Genomic DNA, 16,291 nt, shown 5'->3' on the forward strand with positions numbered 1-16,291 from the left:
CCTACACCGATCCGGCCCGTTTCCGGCGGTCGTTCTTGCCGCGGAGGTCGCGGTTCAGGCGGCGGTCCCCGTGGTAGAGCAGCGACTCCCAGTCGACCTGTTCCGGGGTTTTGGGAATGATGGCCGGCGGCAGTGCTTTCGGCTTCTTGGGTTCGACGTACAGCCAGTTCAGCACGCCAAGGTACATGTCCACTCCGGAGTTGGCCAGTCCGATGTAGGCCCGGATAGCACCGGCGGCCATCACGGCGTTGAAGGCGGCGAATGCGGCGTTGCCCCAGTTTCCCAGTTCCCAGTTGCGCCAGACGGTCAACAAGGAGAACGCGACGATCAAGTACGGAGCGAGGACGTAGAGGGCCGGTGCGGCGGTACGGTCTTTGACCTTCGGGGTTCGGACGAACGGGATCTTGTCTCCCGTGAGGGCTTGCTGGAGGGATTTCAGGACGCCTGCGAGATTGACCGGAAGGAGAACGAGGTTGAATCCGTAGATCCTGAAGATGTCGCTGAACCGGTGGCCGCAGTCCCGCAGGTCGCTTCCCATGGCCAGGAAGTAGGGCAGGGCCGCAAGGAAGACCAAGGGGCTGAGGAGACGGCTGTCGTAGGGGTATGCGAGGAGGAACAGCAGCCCGAAGCTCGCCCAGGTGATGGAGGCCATGTAGTTGACGCGCAACAGGATCTCGCGGAAGAGGACCGGCCGGGCCTGCCCACGGCGGTTGCGGATCTGTTCCCAGAGTTTGGGCAGGATCAGCAGGCCGCCGTTGGCCCAGCGACGTCTCTGCACCACGAGCGATCCGAAGTCCGGCGGGGTGGCGCTGTAGCTGAGCCGCTCCGGGTAGTTGGCCAAGGTCCAGCCGTGCTTGCCAAGGTCCACGCTGGACTCGGTGTCTTCGATGACAGTGCGGTCCTGGATGTAGGTTCTGACCTCGAAGCCGCCCACGGTGGAGATCTCTACGATGTCCTCCAGGGCGCGTTTGCGGATCACGGCGTTCGCGCCCACCCAGAACGTGGCGCCGTATTGGGTCATGCCCTGGTGCTGGATGTGCTGGATGTCTGTGGTGGCGCCGGCGATGCGTTCGATCCGGGTCGGGGCGCCGCGGAAGGAGGAATACGGGGTCTGGGTGACCGCTACCTGCTCATTGCCCGGGGATTCGAGGAGATGAACCAGCCGGAGGCAGTAGTCGCGCAGCAGCATCGAGTCCGCGTCCAGGGTCAGGACGTAGGTGGTGTCCGGGACGGACAGCACATTGCCGTCGTCGACCCCTGCGGGCCGCAAGACGGTGCCGTCCGCGGTCTGTTCCGGGTGCCAGGTCCCGCCCATGAGCGAGAGGTAGGCGTTCAGGTTCATGGCCTTGTTGGCCTCATGGGAGAGGCTCGCGAACCGCTTCCGCTCGAATGTGGACACCCGTGCGTTGAAGATCCAGGTCAACCGCGCATACAGTTCAGCGATGCGTTCCGGGCCGGGCGACTTCCGCTGTGCGTTGGCGGCCGTAAGGGCCAGGATCACGAGCCGTAGTTCCCGGGCCAGGCCCATGAGGACCAGATCGACGAAGAACTCATCCACGTGGTCCTCGACGGACTCGGTCTCGGCCATAGCTTCGAGCCATTCGGCAGCGTATTGGTATTCGGCGATGAGCCGCTCAACCTCGGTGCCGGGGTCTAGTTCAGGTCCTTGATCACGACGACGGCGGTACCTCGCGTAGGCGGCGTTGACCCTCGCCGCTGGTTCCTTGAGGGTTTCCGTGATCTGGCCGGCAAGGGCACGGGTGGCTTCCAGGCGCCGAAGCACGTCGGGGTCTGCAGGGAAGGGTGGGTCATCGAGGAGCAGCACGACGCTGAGGTCCGGGAATTCCTGCAGGACCGCGGACCACATGGTGCCGCGGACTACTTCCGGTTCCTCCGCGTAGGAGGGAATCAGCACGGTGATGCCCTCGGAGTAGTCGAAGAAGTGCCGGTCCAGCTCCCCTCGGGGAACCCGTCGGTGGGCCCGAAAACGGGTCAGGGCGCCCTGGCGGGCGGTGAGGTACATCAGTGCCGAGAACGTCAGGAAGGACACCACCACCAAGTAGGAGAGGGTTTCGGCGCCGAATCGGAATCCGGCGCCGGGGTTGTCCACCAGCTGCTTGAGCACGGTCGTGATCACATAGCCGAGCCAGGCGAGGACAGTGGTGAGGACCCCGATGCGGCCGAGGACTATCTTGCGCCGCGATGGTGCCGGATGGACGATCGAGAGCGGTTCAGAGCGTTTCTCCGCGCCCCACTGACGCTTTCGGGCTTTTGAAGACTGCCCGTCCGCCGTTCCCTGGTCATCGGGGCGTAGCAGCACGATCTGGTCCGACATGAATCCCCATTCGCCGTCCGTGCGCCCCCAGCGGACGCGCGGCACAATGCAGGCGTAATGTGACGGCCCGCACTACAGTGCGCCCCTATGATAGGCGAACGACGCGTAGTTGGGATAAGACTCGTGGAAATGCTACGCCAAGCTGCGCAGCCACCACCGGAGTGAGTCCTTTCCCGGACATCCGCGAAGTCCTATTCGATTGCTCTGGGGGTATCTCTGTGTCGAAACGCTTTCCCGGCCGCCGGCTGTCCGTCCTGCGTTTGGGCATCCTTTGCGTCATCGTGGTTGCGGCGGTCACGGCGGGCTACCTCGGCCTCCGCAACGTCCAGGACGTCAGCGCCGCGGCCTCCATGCCCTCGGTGTTTTCCGGCTATGTGGACGTGACGGCGACGCCGCGGTTCGCGTTTGAAGATCCAGCCGTGCCCAGCGCGAAAGCCGTGGTGCTGTCCTTCGTCGTCGCCGATCCGAAGCAGGGCTGCGCCCCGTCCTGGGGAGCAGCGTACAGCCCCGACCAGGCAGCTTCCGACCTCGATCTGGACCGGAGGATCGCCCGGCTCCGCCAGCTTGGAGGGGCCACGGCGGTTTCCTTCGGCGGGATGAACAACAATGAACTCGCGGTTTCCTGCAAAGACACGAAGGCCCTGACCGACGCCTACCGGCAGATCGTGGATCGCTACGACGTCGCGACGGTAGATCTCGACGTCGAAGGCGTCGCCCTGGGCGACCTGGCCGCTGCCGACCGACGTGCCCAAGCCATTGCCGCCCTCCAAAAGGAACGCAAAGCCAGCGGCAAGCCCCTCGCCGTCTGGCTGACCCTTGCGGCCGACCCGGACGGCCTCACGAGCCAAGGCCAGGGCATCGTGGCGCATACCCTGTCCGGCGGAGTCGATCTGGAGGGTGTAAACATCATGACGATGGATTTCGGCGCCAGTAAGCCTGCAGCTTGGAGCATGTCCCGGGCCTCGGAGTCAGCTGCGGATGCCGCCCACGATCAGCTGGCCGCCCTCTACCGCAACGCCGGAACTGACTTTGGCAGCGAAACCCTCTGGCGCAAACTTGGCCTGACCGTCATGGTGGGCCAGAACGATATCGCCGGCGAAATATTCACCCTCGATGACGCTGCCACCATGAACAGCTTCGTCAAGGACAAGGGCCTCGGCAGGTTGTCGATGTGGTCCATGAACAGGGACAGGACGTGCAGCCCCAACTACCCGGATTTGAGCAAGGTCTCGGACAGCTGCAGCGGGGTTGTCCAGGGTTCCCAACTGTTCTCGACCACGCTCGCCCATGACGTGGCACTGCCCACGCCGGCTACTACTCCATCGCCAACAATCACTGCCTCAAGTAGTGCAACCGCCACCACCACCGATGACCCGGCAACGAGCCCCTATCCGATATGGAGCACCTATGCCGCTTATACGGCTGCGGACAGGGTGGTCTGGCACGGCAGCGTGTACGAGGCGAAGTGGTGGACCCGCGCCGACGTCCCGGACAACCCCGTTCTGCAGGGCGGCGCCACTCCGTGGAAACTCGTGGGTCCGGTGCTGCCCGGAGACAGGCCAAGCCCCAAGGTGACGGTGCCTGCGGGGACCTTCCCGGCGTGGGTTCCGGAGACCATCTATCACAAGGGCGACCGCATTCTCTTCGAAGGATCCGCGTTCGAGGCCAAGTGGTGGACCCAAGGCGACAGCCCGGAAGCCGCCGTCCAAGGCGCCCCTGACTCCCCCTGGGCAAGATTGACCCCGGCCCAGATCTTGACCCCATCCCCCACCGAGCCGGCTTCCTGAAGCGCGAACTGGCAGCAGATACCCGCAAAATCGCTCCCTGAGGGCATTTGCTGCCTGTTCGAGGGTTTACTAACTGGTAGGTTGTCGGCATTGGGGGCGCAGTGGGTGCTCCCGCGCGCTGAAACGGACTTCCTGATGAGTGGTTACTACCCGCAGCACAATGACCAGCCGGAATCCTACGGACCGATGGTGTCGCTCTCTTCTCTGGAGATGAAACGCTCACGGTCGCTGCGGACCACGGTCGGGGTCTCGTGCCTCATCCTCACGGCGGGGGCATGATCATCCGTGCCATCATGGCGCTGCGTATCCGGCCGGTCCCCGCCGTCGCTCCCGCCGCGCGCAGTTAAGCGCGAATTGGCAGCAGATGCCCTTTCCGTTGCTTTTTGCGGGCATCTGCTGCCTGTTCGCGATGGGGGGAGGCCCTCCGCCGTCGTTTTCAGGGGGGCTCGACGGCGGAGGGCTGGCTGGGGTTGGGGTGTTACTGGGCGGCGGCGGTGCGCTGGGTTCCGGTGAAGGTGAAGGCGATGGTGCTGCTCTGGTTCTGGAGGGAGTTGTCCGCGGTGGCGGGCAGGGTCAGGGTGACGCGGAGGTCGTCGGTGTGTCCGGGTGCGAGCGAGGTCAGGTTTGCCAGGGGGACGTTGGCGCCGATGACGGAGCGGGAGGCCAGGACGGAGGTGATGGTGCCGCCGGTGCAGGCGTAGGTGTAGGCGGTGCCGGTGAGTGTTTCGGTCCACGGGACGGAGCATTCGTCGACGGTCATCTGCAGTCCCATGGTCGGGTCGGTGTCCAGCTTGGAGCCGGGAGCGGTCGCTGCGGTGGTCAGGGTGATCGCGGAGAGGTTCTGGTTTCCGGTGGCGTTGCTCAGGGTGGCGACGCGTTGGACGGTGTCGCCGGGGACCAGGCCGGAGGCGGCGACGCTGAGCCGGTTCGTGGTGCCGGTTGCGCCGAGGGCGATGTTCACGATGCCGGAGGCGACGGTGTTGCTGGCGGAGGTGCTGGAGGTGAAGGCGCCGTAGGTTCCCAGTCCTGCCACGCCGGCAGCAGTGCCGACCAGGGCCAGGGATGCAATGACTTTGCCGGTGGTGGTTTTCAGGTTGAGACCCATGATGTTTTCCGTTTCTTGAAGCCCGTGAGACCGGGACTTTGCTGTCCGATGACCTCTACTTTCCGGCAGGTTTTTTAGGAAGCCGCAAGGTTCCCGCAAGCTTTTCCCGAAGATTAGTTAAATATTCAATCAAGTAATTTTCGAGTGTTGAGCAGGCGGGTGCTTCAGCATCCAAGTAGTGGAAACGAGTAACGACGCGAACAGGCAGTAGATGCCCTTAAAATCGTTTCCAGAGGGCATTTACTGCCTGTTCGCGTTAAGGCCGCTGACGCAGCCCGATCCCCTAGCGTCGGAGCGCGATGACGACGACGGCGACGGTCGCCACAGCGAGGATCGCCAACCCTACTAAGAATCGCGTCCCCTATACTGACATCTGAATACTTGTTCAGATGTTGGAGGTTCCGTGGCTGCTAGAGAAGCCGTCGATGAATGCGGCGTGAAACTTGTCGACCCGGACAAGGTCGAACTTGTCCGTGCCGCCCTGCCCTCGGATCATGACATTGCCGAACTGGCGGACGTGTTCTCGCTGCTCGGCGATCCTGGGCGCTTGCGGCTGTTGACGTCGCTGCTGGAAGGCGGGGAACTATGCGTGTGCGACCTTGCCGCGACGACGGCGATGAGCGAGAGTGCGGTCAGCCATGCGTTGCGGCTCCTGCGCGCCCACCGGGTGGTTTCCGTTTCGAGGCGCGGCCGGATGGCGTACTACCGGCTCGATGACGCGCACGTGCGGATGCTGCTTGACCTGGGGCTGACCCACACCGGCCACACCGTCGCCGTTCATCCCGAGCGCACGGCCAAGAAAGCCAAAGGCCAATGAGCACCCACGAGCATGACGCGCCAGGCAACCCAGCCAAGCACCACGTCCACGCCCACGCCCACGCCCACGCCCACGGCCACGCGATAGCAGCGAACGCGGACCGGCGCTATCTGGTTATCGCGTTGGCCCTGATTGTCGGATTCATGATCGTCGAAGTGATTGTCGCCGTCGTTTCCGGCTCGCTGGCGCTGCTCTCCGACGCCGGGCACATGCTGACCGACGCCGGTGCGATCGCCGCGTCGTTGTGGGCGATCAACCTCGCGGCCCGTCCGGCGAGGGGAATCTGGACATTCGGATTCAAGCGCGCGGAAATCCTCTCCGCGGCCGCCAACGGAATCACCTTGCTGGTCATCAGCGCGCTGGTGGCTGTGGAGGCCGTCCACCGCCTCCTTGATCCGCCGCCGGTTGAGGGCGGCCCTGTCCTCATCGTCGCGATCTTCGGCATCATCGTGAACCTCGTGGCGGTGTGGGTGCTGGCCAAAGCCAACCGGTCCAGCCTGAACGTTGAAGGATCCTTCCAGCACATCCTGACCGACCTCTACGGATTCATTGCGACGGCGGTCGCCGGGCTCGTCGTCCTGACCACCGGTTTCACCCGTGCGGACGCGATTGCTTCCCTTATCGTCGTCGCCCTGATGCTTCACGCCGCGTGGGGGCTGCTGCGGGACTCCGGGAGGATCCTCTTGGAAGGCGCACCGGAAGGTGTCGACCTGGACAAGGTCAGGGAACACCTCCTCGAAACCGGGCACGTGCACGACGTCCATGACTTGCACGTCTGGACAGTCACCTCGGACCTTCCCGCGCTGTCCGCGCACGTCGTCCTGGATGAGAGCTGCTTCCACGACGGACATGCCCCGCTCATCCTTGACCAACTTCAGAGTTGCCTGACCGGGCATTTCGACGTCGAACACTCCACCTTCCAGCTCGAACCCGCCGGCCACGCCGTCCACGAAACCGGAACCCATTGATGACAACAGTCCCGGAAGCCGCCTGGATCAAGGACGCCCGTACCGTCCGGCTGCTGTCTTGGTTCAGCCTGGTCTGGATGATCCTGGAGGGAGCCCTCGGACTGCTTGCCGGCGGGACGGCCGGCTCCGTGTCGCTGATCGGTTGGGCCCTCAGCTCCGCCGTCGAGGGCCTGGCGAGCATCATCGTGATCTGGCGGTTCACCGGCTCCCGCACCCTCTCCGAAACTGCCGAAGGCCCCGCGCAAAAGGCGGTCGCGATCAGTTTCTGGCTCCTGGCCCCCTACATCGGAATCCAGTCGATCGTCGACCTGGCCACTGGACACCGGGCCGAGAACAGCGTCCTGGGCATCGTGCTCACGGCGGCGAGCCTGGTCATCATGCCTGTCCTCGGTATCGCCAAGCAGCGCCTCGGCGCCAGGCTGGATTCCGGGGCAACTGCCGGTGAAGGAACCCAGAACCTGCTCTGTGCCGCCACGGCCGCCGCTGTCCTGATCGGCCTTGCCGGCAATGCGCTCTTCGGCGCGTGGTGGCTTGACCCCGTCATTGGCCTCATCGTCGCCGCTGTCGCCGTCAAAGAAGGCCGCGAAGCGTGGAAGGGTGAAGACTGCTGCTAGCGCACTCAAAAACGCACTCAAAGAAACGGACACCCCATGGCCAGCATTAACGACACAAGCGAAGACCGCAAACTCTTGCTGCGCCGCGGGCTGTGGCTTGAATACGCGACGCTGGGCTGGAACGTGGTGGGCCTCGGTGTCCTTGCAGCCGCCGCCATCCAGGCCGGTTCCCCGGCACTGGCCGGTTTCGGCCTGGATTCCCTGATCGAGATCTTCGCTTCGATCGTGGTGGTGTGGCAGCTCAAGGGTGCCCACAAAGAGCGCGAAGCCCCCGCGATGCGCCTGATAGGGATCGCCTTCGCCGTTCTGGGCGCTTACCTGCTCATCCAGGTGGCCGTTGTGTTTGCCGCCGGCGTCCGCCCCGCAAGCTCAGGTCTGGGCATCGTCTGGACGGCCCTGACCTTCGTGGTGATGCTTGCCCTGGCGTGGGGCAAGATCCGCACCGGGCAGCGCTTGGGCAATCCGGTACTCCGCGCGGAAGGAAAAGTGACCCTCGTGGACGCCTATCTGGCCGGCGCGGTGCTGGCGGGCCTCGCACTCAACGCCCTGTTCGGCTGGTGGTGGGCCGATCCCCTGGCAGGGGTCGTGATCATCTACTACGCCGCGATAGAGGCCCGGCACGCCCTCAAACACACCATCGACCAGAGCATCCCATGAATGGCCTTCTCTACCGGGAGGTGCACCAATGAGCCGCACCAACCCGGCCGGGACAATCCACGGGCCCACCATTCCTCTCTATGGAGCGGGATTCGTGACCGCTTTCGGAGCACACAGCATTGCCGCAGGAATGGGAGCCCAGAGCGGGAACATCGGCCTGAGTCTGCTGAACCTGGGCATCCTGCTGGCCGTCTACGACCTGGCCGAAGTGTTTCTCAAACCCGTCTTCGGTGTCCTTAGTGACCGGATTGGGCCCAAACCGGTCATCGTCGGAGGCTTGCTGGCGTTCGCCGCTTTCTCGCTGGTGGGGTTGTGGGGCGCGGACCCGCTTCTGCTGGGCCTGGCCCGCTTGGGCCAGGGCGCATCCGCGGCGGCATTCTCACCCGCCTCATCGGCCACCGTGGCACGGCTGGCCGGCGGCAAGAACGCCGGGAAATTCTTTGGCCGCTACGGATCCTGGAAAAGCCTTGGCTATATCTTCGGCCCGCTCCTGGGAGCCGGCTTGATTCAGGTCGGGGGTTTTGCATTGCTCTTTGCTGCCCTGTCAGCCCTGGCAGCAGCCACCGCCATGTGGGTGGCTGTGAGCCTGCCACGGTTCGAACCGGTTCCCCGCATCAGGTACACCGTCCTGGACCTCGCGAGGCAAATCACCGAACGGCGCTTCCTCGTACCCACCGCAGTGCTGGCGGCATCCACCGGCGCCCTGGGTGCTGCCATCGGCTTCCTACCCGCTTTGGCCACCCGGCACGGACTCGATCCCGTCGCCGGGACGGCCGCTGTGAGCGTGCTGGCCATCGCTTCGGCCATCATCTCGCCATGGGTCGGAACGCGCCGCGACGTGCAAGGGATCAGCGACGCAGCAGGTATGAGGGCCGGGCTGCTGCTCACCGCCGCGGGCATCGGAATCGTGGCCGCCACACCGGGACCCATCACCTTGTTCATCGCCGCCCTGCTGATCGGGGCCGGGATCGGAACGGCCACCCCGCTCGCGTTCGCCCATCTGGCCGACACCACACCCCACGAACGGATGGGGAGGACCATGGGCTCAGCTGAACTCGGCAGGGAACTCGGCGACGCGGGCGGACCACTGATAGTCGGAAGCCTTGCCACCTTGGGCGGACTGCCGCTGGGTCTGGGCGCACTCGCGCTGCTCATAGGCGCAGCAAGCGCGCCGAGGCTCAATCGAACCTGACCTTCAAGCAACCCCTTTAGTGGTGTGCTTGCGTCTCCTGGAGCCGCTTGATGAACCAGCGTGATTGTTCGGGTCCGTAGGGAAGCACCGGGATTGCCTTGGTAGCGTCCGACGGCGTGTCCCTGATCGACTGCCTCGCTTGCCTTACCGCTGTGGACATGGTGTCGGCCATGGTCTTCACGAATTGGTCGCTGCAGGGCTTGCCGTGGCCGGGGATGAGGAACTCGTAGCGGTGGCGCAGGGCCGAGATGTGGCGCAGGACGTCTGCCCAATCTTCCGGGTAGGAGTCCTCGAACGAGGGATGCGCGCCTTGTTCCACGAGGTCACCGGCGAAAAGGGTGCTGGGCGTGCCTACCAGGAGGTCGCCGTCGGTGTGGCCGCGGCCCAGGTAGAACAGGGTGGCGGTGAGGCCGCCGAGGTCGACCAGGACGGGCTGATCCTTGACGATCGCGTTGGGAATGACGAGTTCGACGGCGTCACCCTTGCCCGCGGCCATCTCCGGTTCGGTGGCGGAGACGAAGCGGCGCTGGTGGTCGCCGTCGTCGTCGATTGTCGCCGCACAGTTAACGTGCCCCCAAAACTCGGTGACGCCGTCGTCGGCAAAAACGGCGTTACCGAAGTAGTGGTCGTAGTGGGCGTGGGTATTTACGACAACGAGAGGCAGCTGGGTCTTTTCGCGGACTGCGGCGAGGATTTGCCGGCCTTGGCGGGGGCCGCAACCGGTGTCGATCACCATGGCTCGTTCCGTGCCTACAACGAGGCCCGTATTGAGCAGGCACCCTTCGGTCTCCAACACGTAGTTGTTAGGGCCGACTTCGAGCCATGCTGACATTGTTTCTCCGTCTGATGCGTTCCGGCAGTGTTCAGGCCTCGATTCTACCCACGTAGAGCCGGGAGGACCGGGAGGAAAGGCGCAGTTGAGACCGGGCCGTTCGAAAATGGTCAACAGCGCAGGAAGAGGGCTTGAGGAGCAATGCGCAGGAAGCTACGCTATCGGGGTTGGCGTTGCTACTTGTTAACTAGCTGCAGCTAGGTTCGGCGGCCTGCCTGGGGAGGACGTGCTCGTGTTACCGGAAACGGACGGTGAAAAGGCCAGTGTCGACTTGGGCGTTGACGGGCTCCTCCATTTGCGCTGGCGGCCCGGAGTCGACATTCAGGTTGAGGATGCCCGGGCGGCCATGGCGAAAGTCAACGAGCTATGCCAGCAGGCTCAGCATCCAATGCTGGTAGACATGGCCGACGTCTCTTCTGTTAGCCGGGAGGCCGGGTGTGTGGTCCATTCCCTGCGGCGCTTCGCGCATCGCTTTGTTAGGTACGTCGCCTGTGGACCGGGTCCTGGCGAACTTCTTCCTCGGAGTGCATATCCCGCCTTGCCCGACTCGCTTTTTTACCTCGCGCAGCGAGGCCTTGGACTGGCTAAATGCGGGTGCGTGAGCCCCGGATGTACTTGCTGCTGCCCGCAGGGATTAAGTGACCTCGAGGGAGAGCGTCGAGGACCCGCGCCTGCAGCTGTTGGTTGACGGGGTTGTCCGATTGGCTGCCGGCGATCTGGACGCACGCATTCAACCTTCGAAGCATCGGGATGACATTGATGCTGTCATCACGGGAGTCAACCTGCTCGCTGAAGAACTGGGCCACATTCATGCGGATCTGGAACAGCGTGTGGCCGCCCGCACGGCCATGTTGCGGCGAACACAGGTTGAGCTGGAACAGATGGCCAAGACAGATGCCCTAACCGGCCTCGCAAACAGGACGCTGCTTACCGAGCGGATCCACGGAGCAATCTTGTCCAGCACCGACGGCGGAAAAGCCCCGGCCGTGTTGCTCCTGGACCTGGACTCATTCAAGGCCATAAATGACATCCTGGGCCACAGCGCCGGTGACGCCGTGCTGGTTGAAGTTGCCAAACGTCTCCGCTCGGCCGTCAGGGAACAGGATACTGTGGCCCGGCTGGGCGGGGATGAGTTTGCCATCCTCATTACCGAGGCCTCGGAAGAGGAGGTCCTTCGAATTGCGCACCGCGCATCGGAGTATCTCCAGGACAGCATGTGTATCGGAATAGAAACGGTCTGGGCGATGGCGAGCATCGGCGTTTGCATCGGCAAGCGGGGGGACCGTGCAGAGGCGCTGATGCGCGACGCCGACATTGCCATGTATCAGGCAAAGGCGCGGGGCCGTAACAATGTCCAACTCTTCCAACCGGAGATGCTCGACGCCGTTCAGGAGCGGTCCCGAATAACCGCCGAACTCCGCACCGCTGTTACCGGAGGGGAACTGGCGCTGGTGTATCAGCCGGTGGTCGAGTTGGCTTCCGGCCGCGTCATCGGCGTCGAAGCCCTTATCCGATGGCATCACCCTGTCCGCGGAACCATCATGCCGGGCAGCTTCATTGGCATCGCAGAAGAAACCGGCTTGATCTTTGAGCTGGGACGATGGGTGCTCCATGAAGGTCTCGCCCAAATGAGGCGCTGGAGCCAAACAGACCCGGACCTGACAGACTTTTGCCTGCACATCAATCTTTCGGCCGCCGAACTGCTTCGAACCGACTTGCTGGAGGACATCAGGGACACACTGGCCAACTATGGCTTGGATCCGCGGCGTTTGATCTTGGAGATCACCGAGACCGTATTGATGTCACGTGAAACCGTACAGGAACAGGTCCTTAGCGGGCTCCGGGAGCTTGGTGTGGGGCTGCAAATTGACGATTTCGGTACCGGCTATTCGTCCATCAGCTACCTCAGGTCGCTTCCGGCAGACACTGTGAAGGTCGATCAGTCCCTCATCAAGGACATGGAGTCGGACCCCCGGCAGCAAAAGTTCGTTTCTGCCATCCTGCAGTTGATTTTCGCTGCGGGGCTCAACGCGACCGTGGAAGGCATCGAAACCGCCGAGCAGGCGGCCCAGCTGGAGGCCATGGGTTGCCTGTACGGGCAAGGCTACTTCTACGGATATCCGGGACCGGCCACGGAAATACCGGATCAACTGCGCCGGCCCGCACGGCGTCTGTAGAGTTAGCGCATGTCGAAGCTTTGGGACCAGATGTTGCTTGTCCCCACAGTAGTGCGCCTCGCATCCCGGGCACCGAGAAATCCGGACACCGCGTGGGAAGGATACTGGCGCGGAATCCGCACTACTGGCCGTTCCGGAGACGTGCTTTGGGACTCGGACTCGGCGGCCGAGCGTGCGCAGTACTCGGACGCGATTGCGGCCCACTTTGATCCAGCTCTTCCGGTAGTCGACGTCGGGTGCGGCAACGGTACCCACACCCGCTGGCTTGCAGGCCTATTTCCACGAGTTCTCGGAATCGACGTCTCCAAGGGAGCGATCGAGATGGCGAGCAAAGAAGCAGAAGGCGTCCAAAATGCCGACTTCATGGTTCTGGATGCTTCGGGTGCACGTGCTGGAGAGCTCCTGTTGGAGCGCCTTGGGCCTGCCAATGTCTTTGTCCGCGGAGTCTTCCACGTCCTGAAACCCGGCAAGCAGGCCGCCATGGCTGCCAACCTCCGAACCGTCATCGGGGACAGGGGCCGGATGTTACTGGCCGAAACCAACTTCCGCGGAAATAGCCTCGGTTACCTGACCGAGCTCGGCGCCACCCGGCAAAGCATGCCCCTGCAGCTCCGGCGCGCTTTGGAGAACCTTCCCCGGCCCGGGCATTTCGGTGCCAGGGAACGGCACGGCGTATTTTCGGATTCGGACTGGCAGTTAATTGCAGACGGCCCGGTTAACATCGAAGTGGTCCCGATGAACGCCAGCGGTCTTCCGCAGTGGGTTCCCGGATATTACGCACTCCTGTCCGGCGCGAAAGATTCCGGAACAGAAAAGGAACGGGTGTAATTGCACCCCGTGCGCAAAGCGCGTTACATCCCGATGAAGATTTCTTTCCAATGCACCACCGCCGGATTGTTCGGCTGTAGTATTCCCTTAGTTTGCAGGTCCTGGGCTCAGCCGGAGCTAAAAGCAAAGGAATAATTTCATGTCGACGAAGAAACCGTCTTTGACCGACGCGGGGATGCGGGCCAGTCCGGAGACTGTGGAGCCGCCCCTCGAGCAGCTGTGTGGGCTACGCCTGCAGGTCCTGGAAATCATCGAGGAAGTCTTGTCGGACTCATCGCAGGCAACGGATGCCGTGCGCGAAGAACTTCGCCAGCACATCGCCGCCCACCCCGGGCGTCCGGAAGAGGCGCTGCTGGAACACCTGTCTTCGCTCAGGTCGGAACAGCCGGCCCCGCAGGACGCGCCGGACGAGCCCGAGCCCGAGCCGGAGCAACGCGAGCCGGAGTCGCAGCACCCGAGCAGCGCGCGTCTCGAGGCCGTTCTCAGGGACCGGATGCTGATGACCGCCTTCCAGCCCGTTTTCGACCTCACCACAGCCACCGTCGTCGGCGCCGAGGCTTTGACCCGCTTCGTCAGCGATAGCGGGGACCCTGCCGATTACTGGTTCGCGGAAGCCGGGGATTCGGGGCTCCGAACGGATCTTGAATTCGCGGCGTTGGAGTCCGGGCTCGAGGCCGCGCTTAAGCTGCCGCCCCACCTATTCGTGGCGTTGAAGCTTTCCGACGAAGTCTGCTTGGATCCGCGCCTTCCTGGGCTTTTCGATCAGAGTCCGCTGGCACCCGCCCGGGTCATCCTTGAAATCTCCGGGAGGTTCCCTCAGGAACAAGCCGCTTCGCTTGATGCGGCGCTGGCTCCGCTGCGCAGTGCCGGCGTGCGCTTGTCCATTGAAAACACCGGTTCCTTCTTCGCCGGGGCCAGCCATATTCTTCGACTCAAGCCGGAGATGATCAAGCTGGAGCGGAATCTGACTGCAGGCCTCGAGCTGGATTCCCTCCGGCAGGAACTCGTCGAGGCGGAGGTAGCGTTCGCGCGGGAGATCGGGGCGGCCTTGACTGCGCAACGCATCGAAACCAAGGACGAACTCGCCGCTCTTGCTGGCCTGGGCGTAACCCTCGGACAGGGTTATCACCTTGGGCGGCCCTCGGTCCAGCCCAGCGAATGGGCCAAGTGGGGCGGGCGTGCCCGGCATCTTGCCTCCCCGGGCGGTCGCGGCCGGACCACGCGGGGCTGACGAACGGGCGCCTCAGGCAGTTACCGGGCGAACCGGGCGCTTCCGGGCCCTGCTTGCGTGGACTCGGCACTGAGCAAACCGCGACGTCGGGGCTCCCCTATTGATTCTCTGGTGGCCTTCTGCTTCTCTGGCACTACCGGGCCGCCGCCGCGCTACTTCCGGTGTGGACCGCACCCGGCTGAAGGGACGTGGGACCGCTATGACTTCTTTGTGGCTAGACACGCGCGAGGCTTCCGCAGCCGCGAGCCCTGATGAATTCACGCCTGGGAACAGTTACGACGTCGTCGTGGTCGGCGCGGGAATTACGGGCCTGGCCACGGCGCTCATGCTGGCACGGACCGGGAGCAGCGTGCTGGTCCTCGAGGCCCGGCATATCGGGGCGGTCAACACCGGAAACACCACGGCCAAGTTGAGCCTGTTGCAGGGCACAGCCTTGTCCGCGCTGCGAAACCAGTATCCCGTGGACGTGGTCCGTGCCTACGTTGATGCGAACAGGGCAGGCCAGAAGTGGTTGCTCACCTATCTCGAGGAGCGGAGTGTGCCTTTCCAGTATCGGGATGCCTACACCTTCGCCACCACCCCGGCCGGCGCGGATCGGCTCCGCGCCGAAGCCTTTGTGGCCCGGGCTGCGGGACTCAACGTCAAGTCCACCCGGGAGACGGGGCTGCCGTTCGACGTCGACGACGCCTTGCGGCTCGCGAAGCAGGCGCAGTTCAACCCGATGGACGTCTTGGATGCGCTCGCTGCCGATGTTCGGGCTGCCGGCGGCAGCATCGTGGAAGGTATCCGCGTCATGAACGTCAGCAACGGCGATCCCCTGACCGTGGTCACCAGGAAGGGTGAGGTCCGCGCCCGTTACGTGGTGCTCGCCACCGGGACACCCATCCTGAACCGCGGGCTCTACTTCGCGAAGCTGCGGCCGAACCGCTCGTACGCCGCCGCGCTGCGGCTGCCGGACGGAGTGAGCCCGCCTCCGGGAATGTACCTTTCCGCCGAGCCGCCAACCCGCTCCTTGAGGGACTATCCAATGCCCGACGGCGGGGCGCTGCTTCTGGTGGGCGGGTTCGGGCACGCTGGCGGCCGGGCGCCGTCGACGCAGGTCCATGTGAATGAGCTGCTCGGCTGGGCGCAACGGTATTATCCCGACGCTGAGGTGACGCACACGTGGTCCGCACAGGACTACCAGGCCGGCAATCTCATGCCGTTCTTCGGCAAGCTCCCCCGGGGCCACGGGAAGATCTTCTTCGGCACCGGCTACAACAAGTGGGGCATGACAAATGGTGTTGCGGCGGCGCTGGATATCACCGCCGATATCCGTGGCGAAAAGCTGGAGTGGGCCCACACCATCCACCGCCGGGTCACGGGTCCCCGCGGGGCAGCGTCGATGATTTCGTTCAACGTAGAGACACAGCAGCAGAATTTCCGGGACAAGGCAGCCCTGAAGCAGAAGCCGGCCATCACGGAGGAAACCAACCCCGAGGAGGGCACGGGCGTCACAGGGCTATTCCACGGGAAGCCTGCGGCTATCTGCAAGGTGGACGGCGTGGTGTGCAGGGTGTCCGCGGAATGCGCGCACCTGGGTGGGATCCTGCACTGGAACGACGCCGAGAAGTCCTGGGACTGCCCGCTGCACGGTTCGCGCTACACGGCCGCGGGAAAGCTGCTGGAGGGTCCGGCGACACACAATTTGTTCAAGCTGCAGTAGGGCGTTCAGCGTTCGATATTTCCCCCTCGTTCAATGCGATTGA

14 protein-coding genes and 1 pseudogene are annotated in these 16,291 nt (G+C 64.0%); 12 read left to right on the top strand and 3 right to left on the bottom strand.

The window, feature by feature from the left end; genetic code table 11:
- Nucleotide 1: 1 nt before the first annotated feature.
- A complete protein-coding gene (locus tag ABEA18_RS08290; RefSeq protein ID WP_345448767.1) occupies nt 2-2,335 on the bottom strand; it encodes a glycosyltransferase family 2 protein in 2,334 nt (777 codons plus the stop codon).
- A 218-nt stretch (nt 2,336-2,553) separates the two neighbouring features.
- On the opposite strand from ABEA18_RS08290, the gene ABEA18_RS08295 reads away from it, so the two are divergent.
- Nucleotides 2,554-4,122 carry a chitinase gene (locus tag ABEA18_RS08295; RefSeq protein ID WP_345448768.1) on the top strand — a complete coding sequence of 523 codons (1,569 nt, stop codon included), beginning with the start codon at nt 2,554-2,556 and terminating at the stop codon, nt 4,120-4,122.
- Nucleotides 4,123-4,600: 478 nt separating this feature from the next.
- Here ABEA18_RS08295 and ABEA18_RS08300 read toward each other — a convergent pair whose 3' ends face one another.
- Nucleotides 4,601-5,227 (bottom strand): TasA family protein, encoded by a 627-nt coding sequence (locus ABEA18_RS08300; RefSeq protein WP_345448769.1) that lies wholly within the window; start codon nt 5,225-5,227, stop codon nt 4,601-4,603.
- A 403-nt stretch (nt 5,228-5,630) separates the two neighbouring features.
- Here ABEA18_RS08300 and ABEA18_RS08305 point away from each other — a divergent pair, with 403 nt between their 5' ends.
- From ABEA18_RS08305 to ABEA18_RS08325, 5 genes are read left to right on the top strand one after another with little or no spacing between them, the layout of a single operon-like run.
- Entirely contained in the window at nt 5,631-6,044 is a 414-nt protein-coding gene (locus tag ABEA18_RS08305) for an ArsR/SmtB family transcription factor (RefSeq protein ID WP_345448770.1), read from the top strand.
- On the top strand, nt 6,041-7,012 hold the full coding sequence (locus ABEA18_RS08310; RefSeq protein ID WP_345448771.1) for a cation diffusion facilitator family transporter: 972 nt from the start codon (nt 6,041-6,043) through the stop codon (nt 7,010-7,012). The genes ABEA18_RS08305 and ABEA18_RS08310 overlap by 4 nt, the downstream gene beginning before the upstream one ends.
- On the top strand, nt 7,012-7,626 hold the full coding sequence (locus ABEA18_RS08315; protein ID WP_345448772.1) for a cation diffusion facilitator family transporter: 615 nt from the start codon (nt 7,012-7,014) through the stop codon (nt 7,624-7,626). The genes ABEA18_RS08310 and ABEA18_RS08315 overlap by 1 nt, the downstream gene beginning before the upstream one ends.
- A 36-nt stretch (nt 7,627-7,662) precedes the next feature.
- On the top strand, nt 7,663-8,283 hold the full coding sequence (locus ABEA18_RS08320; protein WP_345448775.1) for a cation efflux transmembrane domain-containing protein: 621 nt from the start codon (nt 7,663-7,665) through the stop codon (nt 8,281-8,283).
- A 28-nt stretch (nt 8,284-8,311) separates the two neighbouring features.
- Nucleotides 8,312-9,475 (top strand): MFS transporter, encoded by a 1,164-nt coding sequence (locus tag ABEA18_RS08325; protein WP_345448776.1) that lies wholly within the window; start codon nt 8,312-8,314, stop codon nt 9,473-9,475.
- A 16-nt stretch (nt 9,476-9,491) separates the two neighbouring features.
- Here ABEA18_RS08325 and ABEA18_RS08330 read toward each other — a convergent pair whose 3' ends face one another.
- Nucleotides 9,492-10,307: an MBL fold metallo-hydrolase gene (locus ABEA18_RS08330; protein WP_345448777.1), complete on the bottom strand. Its 816-nt coding sequence runs from the start codon at nt 10,305-10,307 to the stop codon at nt 9,492-9,494.
- Between the two features lie 232 nt (nt 10,308-10,539).
- Between ABEA18_RS08330 and ABEA18_RS24780 the strand changes: the two are divergent.
- From ABEA18_RS24780 to ABEA18_RS08350, 6 genes and pseudogenes are all read left to right on the top strand, one after another.
- Nucleotides 10,540-10,680 (top strand): annotated as a pseudogene (locus tag ABEA18_RS24780) (STAS/SEC14 domain-containing protein); the annotation flags it as partial.
- A gap of 118 nt (nt 10,681-10,798) precedes the next feature.
- On the top strand, nt 10,799-10,909 hold the full coding sequence (locus tag ABEA18_RS24785; protein ID WP_486303808.1) for a DUF7793 family protein: 111 nt from the start codon (nt 10,799-10,801) through the stop codon (nt 10,907-10,909).
- Nucleotides 10,910-10,945: 36 nt separating this feature from the next.
- A complete protein-coding gene (locus ABEA18_RS08335) occupies nt 10,946-12,484 on the top strand; it encodes a putative bifunctional diguanylate cyclase/phosphodiesterase (protein WP_345448778.1) in 1,539 nt (512 codons plus the stop codon).
- A gap of 9 nt (nt 12,485-12,493) precedes the next feature.
- Nucleotides 12,494-13,312 (top strand): class I SAM-dependent methyltransferase, encoded by an 819-nt coding sequence (locus tag ABEA18_RS08340; RefSeq protein WP_345448780.1) that lies wholly within the window; start codon nt 12,494-12,496, stop codon nt 13,310-13,312.
- A 139-nt stretch (nt 13,313-13,451) separates the two neighbouring features.
- The gene (locus ABEA18_RS08345) at nt 13,452-14,543 is read left to right on the top strand and encodes an EAL domain-containing protein (protein ID WP_345448782.1); all 1,092 of its coding nucleotides are present in this window, start codon (nt 13,452-13,454) and stop codon (nt 14,541-14,543) included.
- 199 nt (nt 14,544-14,742) lie between these two features.
- Nucleotides 14,743-16,248 (top strand): FAD-dependent oxidoreductase, encoded by a 1,506-nt coding sequence (locus ABEA18_RS08350; protein WP_345448784.1) that lies wholly within the window; start codon nt 14,743-14,745, stop codon nt 16,246-16,248.
- Nucleotides 16,249-16,291 lie beyond the last annotated feature (43 nt).

Source organism: Arthrobacter gyeryongensis (assembly GCF_039543785.1).
Classification (GTDB): domain Bacteria; phylum Actinomycetota; class Actinomycetes; order Actinomycetales; family Micrococcaceae; genus Arthrobacter; species Arthrobacter gyeryongensis.